The following is a 6,033-nucleotide window of genomic DNA, read 5'->3' on the forward strand; positions in this document are numbered from 1 at the left end:
CCGCAGACTTGACCGGGAGCCGACCCATGACCTCAGCCACCCCGCCGGAACCCCTCTGGTCCCCGGGCCCGGACCGCATCGCCGCGGCCCGTATCACCGCGTTCCAGGCCTGGGCCGCGGAGCGGTTCGGCGCCCCCGCGGACGGCGGCTACCCCGCGCTGCACAGCTGGTCCGTCGACGAGCTCGACACCTTCTGGCAGGCCGTCGCCGAGTGGTTCGAGGTCCGGTTCACCACTCCGTACGAATCCGTCCTCGCGGACCGCTCCATGCCGGGCGCGCGCTGGTTCACCGGTGCCGAGCTCAACTACGCCGAGCACGCCCTGCGCGCTGCCGAAGACCCGGCGCGCGCGGACGACGCCGCCCTGCTGTACGTGGACGAGACCCACGAAGCCACCCCCGTGACCTGGGCCGAGCTCCGCCGCCAGGTCGGCGCACTCGCCGCCGAGCTGCGCGCCCTCGGCGTACGCCCCGGCGACCGGGTGAGCGGCTACCTCCCCAACATCCCCGAGGCCGTCACCGCGTTCCTGGCCACCGCCGCCGTCGGCGCCGTGTGGACCTCCTGCGCCCCCGACTTCGGCGCCCGCAGCGTCCTCGACCGCTTCCAGCAGGTCGAGCCCGTGGTCCTGTTCACCATCGACGGCTACCGCTACGGCGGCAAGGAGCACGACCGCCGCGACACCGTCGCCGAACTGCGCGCCGAGCTCCCCTCGCTGCGCGCGGTCGTCCACATCCCGCTGCTCGGTACGGCGGCCCCCGAGGGCGCCCTCGCCTGGTCGGACCTGACCTCCGCCGCCGTCGAGCCGGTCTTCGAGGCCGTCCCCTTCGACCACCCGCTCTGGGTGCTGTACTCCTCCGGTACGACGGGCCTGCCCAAGGCGATCGTGCAGTCCCAGGGCGGCATCCTCCTGGAGCACCTGAAGCAGCTCGGCCTGCACTGCGACCTCGGCCCCGAGGACCGGTTCTTCTGGTACACCTCCACCGGCTGGATGATGTGGAACTTCCTCGTCTCCGGCCTGCTGACCGGTACGACGGTCGTCCTGTATGACGGCAGCCCGGGCTACCCCGACACCGGGGCCCAGTGGCGGATCGCGGAGCGGACCAAGGCCACCCTGTACGGGACCTCCGCCGCGTACGTCATGGCCTGCCGCAAGGCGGACGTGCACCCCGCGCGCGACTTCGACCTCTCCGCCGTGAAGTGCGTGGCGACCACGGGTTCGCCGCTGCCGCCCGACGGCTTCCGCTGGCTCCACGACGAGGTGGCGGAAGACCTCTGGATCGCGTCCGTCAGCGGCGGCACCGACATCTGCAGCTGCTTCGCCGGCGCCGTCCCCACCCTCCCCGTCCACATCGGCGAGCTGCAGGCCGCCTGCCTGGGCACCGACCTGCAGTCCTGGGACCCGTCCGGCAAGCCGCTGACCGGGGAGGTCGGCGAGCTGGTCGTCACCAACCCCATGCCCTCCATGCCGATCCACTTCTGGAACGACCCGGACGGCAGCCGCTACCGCGACAGCTACTTCGAGATGTTCCCGGGCGTCTGGCGCCACGGGGACTGGATCACGATCACCGACCACGGCTCGGTGATCATCCACGGCCGCTCCGACTCCACCCTCAACCGGCAGGGCGTCCGGATGGGCTCCGCCGACATCTACGAGGCCGTCGAACGGCTCCCCGAGATCAAGGAGTCCCTCGTGATCGGCCTGGAGGAGCCGGACGGGGGCTACTGGATGCCGCTGTTCGTCCATCTCGCACCCGGCGCCACCCTCGACGACGACCTCCGCGGCCGCATCAAGGCGACGATCCGCGAGGAGCTCTCCCCGCGCCACGTCCCCGACGAGATCATCGAGGTCCCGGGCATCCCGCACACCCTCACGGGCAAGCGCATCGAGGTCCCGGTCAAGCGCCTCCTCCAGGGCACGCCCATGGCGAAGGCGGTCAACCCCGGCTCGGTCGACCGGCTCGACCTCCTGCCCTTCTACGAGGAGCTGGCCCGCACCCGCACCCGCGGCTGAGGTCACTGTCAGTGGCTTTGGTTACCGTGAGTGAGCAATCGAATGCGCCACTCAGGGGGAAGCCATGCCACGGACGCGCCACCACAACGGCCGCACCACCAGCGACCCGACCAGCGAACCGACCGGTCCCACCACCGGTCGTACGGCCGGCCGCACCGCCCGGCGCCGCATGCTGCGCCGCGAAGTCCCCAGCACTGTCGGCCTCCTGGCCGATGCAGGGGACTTCGCGGCCATGCGCGGCTACCGCAGCTTCACCTTCGGCCACCACGACGACTACAGCGACTACCTCCGCCACGTCGAGGGCCTGCTCCGGTCCCTCGCGGCCCAAGGCATCCACACCACCGTCGCCCTCTTCGACCCCGACGAGTACGCCGAGTTCTGTACGGAACACGGCATCGACCCGGACACCGCCGCAGGCCGCACCCGCTTCACCGCCGAACTGGCCGGCGCCGGCGCCGTACTGCCCTACACAGGCCAGCCCATCGACGAACTCGTCCCGCTCCTCGTCGACGAGGCCGTCCGCCGGGCCACCTGGGAGTACGCCACCTCCCTGCTCGCCGGCGTCGGAAACTGCGCCGACTGCGGCGAGGACATCGGCCAGGCCTCCTTCACCCGGGCCGCAGAGGCGCTCACCCGCCTCGTCGACGGCGCCGGACCCGGCCACCACCACCTCGTGTGCAGCGTCCCGACCCAGGACGAACAGCTCCTCGCCGTCCTGCACGCCGAAGTCACCGAGAACCCGGACGGCCCACCGCGCATCGAGGGCCGCGAAGGCCTCGACTTCGTGACGGTCCTCGCCGCCGGCCTCGCCCACGGCGGCCCCGGGGGACTGGTGCTGCGCAGCACCACCGAGGGCTTCCGCGACCGGGTCCACGGCTGGCGCCTCGACCGCGGGCGCCTGGTCCCGCTCTCCGCGGCGGCAGTGTTCAACGCCTACTGCACCGACGCCGACACCGGGGACCCCGTGGCCCCCGAGCCCGGCGTCGAATACTGCCCGGGCTACGAGGTGGACGGCCCCACCCCGCACCACTGAGCGGTCTGGGGGAAGTGGGGCATGCCCCCGCGCAGCCCGGCACGGCGCCTCGCGGCGTTGTCGCGGCACCCGAGTACGCCCGGTACGGGGGCGCCGCTCCGCCGTGCGATCCACCGCACCGCACGACGCGGAAACGCACCCCACTTCCCCGAACCCGCTTCGGCCGTCTCTCCCGCCGATCGGGAGACGACCGAGGGGCCCCCGCCACCGGCGAAGGCCCCTCGATCGACAACACCCTGTCCGGCTACTCGCCGGACAGCACCGCCTGAGCGGCCACGCGGGCCTCTTCGGCGCTGTCCGCCGCACGCGCCGCGGCAGCGGCCCGCTCGCACTGGGCCAGCGTGTACTTGGCGAGCGTCGCCCGCACGTAGGGAATCGAAGCGGCACCCATCGACAGAGAGGTGACACCCAGACCGGTCAGCACACAGGCCAGCAGCGGATCGGACGCAGCCTCACCACAGACGCCGCAGCTCTTGCCCTCCGCCCTGGCGGCCTCGGCCGACATGGCGATCAGGTCGAGCAGCGCCGGCTGCCACGGGTCCTGCAGCCGCGACACCGCACCGACCTGACGGTCGGCGGCGAACGCGTACTGGGCCAGGTCGTTGGTGCCCAGCGACAGGAACTCGACCTCCTGGAGGATCGAGCGCGCCCGGAGCGCGGCGGAGGGGATCTCCACCATCGCGCCGAACTTCGCCTTCAGCCCGGCCTCGCGGCACGCGTCCGCGAACGCCTTCGCGTCGGTCCGGTCCGCCACCATCGGGGCCATGACCTCGAGGTAGACCGGCAGCCCCTCGGCCGCCTTGGCCAGCGCGGTGAGCTGCGTGCGCAGCACGTCCGGGTGGTCCAGCAGCGACCGCAGACCGCGCACGCCCAGCGCCGGGTTCGGCTCGTCGGCCGGCGTCAGGAACTCCAGCGGCTTGTCGGCACCGGCGTCCAGGACGCGTACGACGACACGGCCCTCGGGGAAGGCCTCGAGCACCTTGCGGTACGACTCGATCTGCTTCTCCTCGGACGGCGCCCTCTTGCTGTCGTCCAGGAACAGGAACTCGGTACGGAACAGGCCCACACCCTCGGCCCCGGCCTCCACGGCCGCCGGCACGTCCGCCGGACCGCCGACGTTGGCCAGCAGCGGCACCTTGTGACCGTCGGAGGTCGCACCCGGACCGGACGAGGCCGCGAGAGCGGCCTTGCGCTCGGCGGCCGCGGCCTCCAGCTCGGCCCGCTTCTCGGCGGTGGGCTCGACGAACAGGTCACCGGTGCTGCCGTCGACGGCGATGACCGTGCCCTCGGCGATCTCACCGGCACCCGGCAGTGCCACGATCGCCGGCACGCCCAGCGCCCGCGCGAGGATCGCGCTGTGGCTGGTCGGGCCGCCTTCCTCGGTCACGAAGCCGAGGACGAGCGCCGGGTCGAGCAGAGCGGTGTCGGCGGGAGCCAGGTCCCGCGCGATCAGCACGTACGGCTCGTCGCTGTCCGGCACACCCGGCATCGGCACGCCGAGCAGCCGCGCCACGATCCGGTTCCGCACGTCGTCCAGGTCGGCCACCCGGCCTGCCATGTACTCCCCGGCCCCCGCGAGCAGGTCGCGGTACGAGGCGAACGCGTCGTACACCCCGCGCTCGGCGGTGCTGCCGACAGCGATGCGCCGGTCCACGTCCGCCATCAGCTCGGGGTCCGTGGCGATCATCGCCTGGGCCTCGAGCACGTGCTGAGCCTCGCCACCGGCCAGCTGGCCGCGCGCGATCAGATCGGCGGATACAGCCTCCACGGCTTTGCGGGCGCGCCCCTGTTCGCGCTCCGCCTCGTCCGCGGTGATCTGCTTGGCCGGCGGCTCGAGAACCGCCGTGCCCATGTGCCGCACCTCGCCGATCGCCACCCCGTGGCTCACGCCGACGCCTCGCAGCGTTGTCTCCATTTCACCCGTCTCCGATTGAGCGGCGGGCCCAGCCGCCGCGGTGGATGTCCGACCCGCCCGTGTGGGGCGGACGCTCACTGCCAGCTGAAGAGAACGTCCCCGGCCTTGACGTCGCCGTCCTCGTTCACGTCGCCGAGGGAGTCGGCGGTGGCCTCGAGCGCCACGACGGGGCAGATCGGCGACTTGCCGGCGTCCTCGACGGCCTGCGGGTTCCAGCGGATGACGGCCTGACCGCGGGTCACGGTGTCGCCCTTGTTGACGAGCAGCTCGAAGCCCTCGCCGTTGAGCTGAACGGTGTCGATCCCGAGGTGGGTGAGTACGCCGTGCCCTTCGCCGTCGACGACGACGTACGCATGCGGGTGCAGGGAGACGATCACACCGTCGACGGGGGACACCGCCTCCGAGGGCTCACGCACGGGGTCAATAGCGGTACCCGGACCCACCATTGCGCCGGAGAACACCGGATCGGGCACTGCCGCGAGTCCGATGGCGCGCCCGGCAAGTGGGGACGTCACGGTGGTCATGGGGGCCTCCCAGGGGTGGGGCTTCATCGTGTCGCCGTCACAGTCTGTGCTGCGACGGCATACTTTTTGAAGGGTATGTCATGACACGTCCCGGTTTGCATGAGTGGACCCCCTGCCGGAGGTCACGACACGCTGCCGCGACGAGGTAGTGGACTAGACCATACGCCTGAATCGATTTGCTTGGGCACCACGGGCCCTGTACTGTCGTGACTCCCGCCAGGACGTGCCGCGTGAACATCTCGCGAACAACCGATGGACGGGACTCCTCCTCTTCAGTGTCGATCTTGATTCTTGCCTCCTCTCGTATGCCTTTTCGGTAAATCGGGTGAGTGGTCAGGGAGCTGGAAAAGCCCTGATAGAGTCGGAATCGCCGGAAAGGGAAAACGCGAAAGCGAAGGACCTGGAAAGCAAGCGAGACCGACTCTGATAGAGTCGGAAACGCAAGAACGAAGAACGAAAGCCCGGAGGAAAGCCCCAGTAAGTGTTACTGAGGTGAGTACAAAGGAAGCGTCCGTTCCTTGAGAACTCAACAGCGTGCCAAAAATCAACGCC

4 protein-coding genes are annotated in these 6,033 nt (G+C 71.0%); 2 read left to right on the plus strand and 2 right to left on the minus strand.

From position 1 onward, the window contains the following. Positions 1 to 26: 26 nt before the first annotated feature. Positions 27 to 2,009, plus strand: a complete 1,983-nt coding sequence (locus tag AB0M76_RS41530; protein ID WP_365957957.1) for an acetoacetate--CoA ligase — start codon at positions 27 to 29, stop codon at positions 2,007 to 2,009. A 169-nt stretch (positions 2,010 to 2,178) separates the two neighbouring features. Then, positions 2,179 to 3,042 carry a hypothetical protein gene (locus tag AB0M76_RS41535; RefSeq protein WP_365957961.1) on the plus strand — a complete coding sequence of 288 codons (864 nt, stop codon included), beginning with the start codon at positions 2,179 to 2,181 and terminating at the stop codon, positions 3,040 to 3,042. A gap of 244 nt (positions 3,043 to 3,286) precedes the next feature. On the opposite strand, the gene ptsP is transcribed toward AB0M76_RS41535, so the two are convergent. Next, complete coding sequence (ptsP, locus tag AB0M76_RS41540; protein WP_267000674.1) at positions 3,287 to 4,957, minus strand: phosphoenolpyruvate--protein phosphotransferase; 1,671 nt, start codon at positions 4,955 to 4,957, stop codon at positions 3,287 to 3,289. Positions 4,958 to 5,031: 74 nt separating this feature from the next. Next, positions 5,032 to 5,481, minus strand: a complete 450-nt coding sequence (locus AB0M76_RS41545; protein WP_365957958.1) for a PTS glucose transporter subunit IIA — start codon at positions 5,479 to 5,481, stop codon at positions 5,032 to 5,034. Positions 5,482 to 6,033: the final 552 nt, after the last annotated feature.

Source organism: Streptomyces sp. NPDC051364, assembly GCF_040682115.1.
GTDB lineage: Bacteria > Actinomycetota > Actinomycetes > Streptomycetales > Streptomycetaceae > Streptomyces.

Bases quoted from the DNA above. Each gene is read 5' to 3' on its own strand.
- AB0M76_RS41530 (WP_365957957.1), top strand. From the start codon at position 27: ATGACCTCAGCCACCCCGCCGGAACCCCTCTGGTCCCCGGGCCCGGAC.
- AB0M76_RS41535 (WP_365957961.1), top strand. From the start codon at position 2,179: ATGCTGCGCCGCGAAGTCCCCAGCACTGTCGGCCTCCTGGCCGATGCA.
- ptsP (WP_267000674.1), bottom strand. From the start codon at position 4,957: ATGGAGACAACGCTGCGAGGCGTCGGCGTGAGCCACGGGGTGGCGATC.
- AB0M76_RS41545 (WP_365957958.1), bottom strand. From the start codon at position 5,481: ATGACCACCGTGACGTCCCCACTTGCCGGGCGCGCCATCGGACTCGCG.